This window comes from Phocaeicola sp. ICN-14070 (assembly GCF_037892625.1).
GTDB classification, from domain to species: domain Bacteria; phylum Bacteroidota; class Bacteroidia; order Bacteroidales; family Bacteroidaceae; genus Phocaeicola; species Phocaeicola plebeius.
Map to the genome: position 1 here is coordinate 1 of NZ_JBBKBF010000182.1, position 472 is coordinate 472.

General features: G+C 52.3%; 1 protein-coding gene. It reads left to right on the forward strand.

The genetic code is table 11. The annotated features are described in order from the left end of the window. The coding region (locus WKT20_RS18205; protein ID WP_340417885.1) for an NAD-dependent epimerase/dehydratase family protein at positions 1 to 472 on the forward strand (472 nt) is incomplete at both ends.

Sequence of the window (472 nt, forward strand, 5' to 3'; positions counted from 1 at the left end):
CACGAACGAGCCGTATGCCATCGCGAAGATTGCGGGACTGAAGATGTGTGAAAGCTTCAACCTGCAGTATGGCACGAATTACATCGCCGTAATGCCGACCAACCTGTACGGTCCGAATGACAACTTCCACCTGGAAAACAGCCACGTACTGCCGGCTATGATCCGCAAGATTCACCTGGCGAAATGCCTGAACGAGGGCGACTGGGATGCGGTACGCAAGGACATCAACCTGCGCCCGGTGGAAGGTGTAAACGGAAGTAATACGGACGAGGAGATTCTGGAAAAGCTGGCGAAGTTCGGCATCACACCGGAAGCGGTTACGCTTTGGGGTACGGGAAAGCCGATGCGTGAGTTTTTGTGGAGTGAAGAAATGGCGGATGCCAGCGTACATGTGTTGCTGAACGTGGATTTCAAGCAGACGTATGATGCGTCAAAGAAAAATGCGGACGGTATTACTGAAATCCGTAACTGT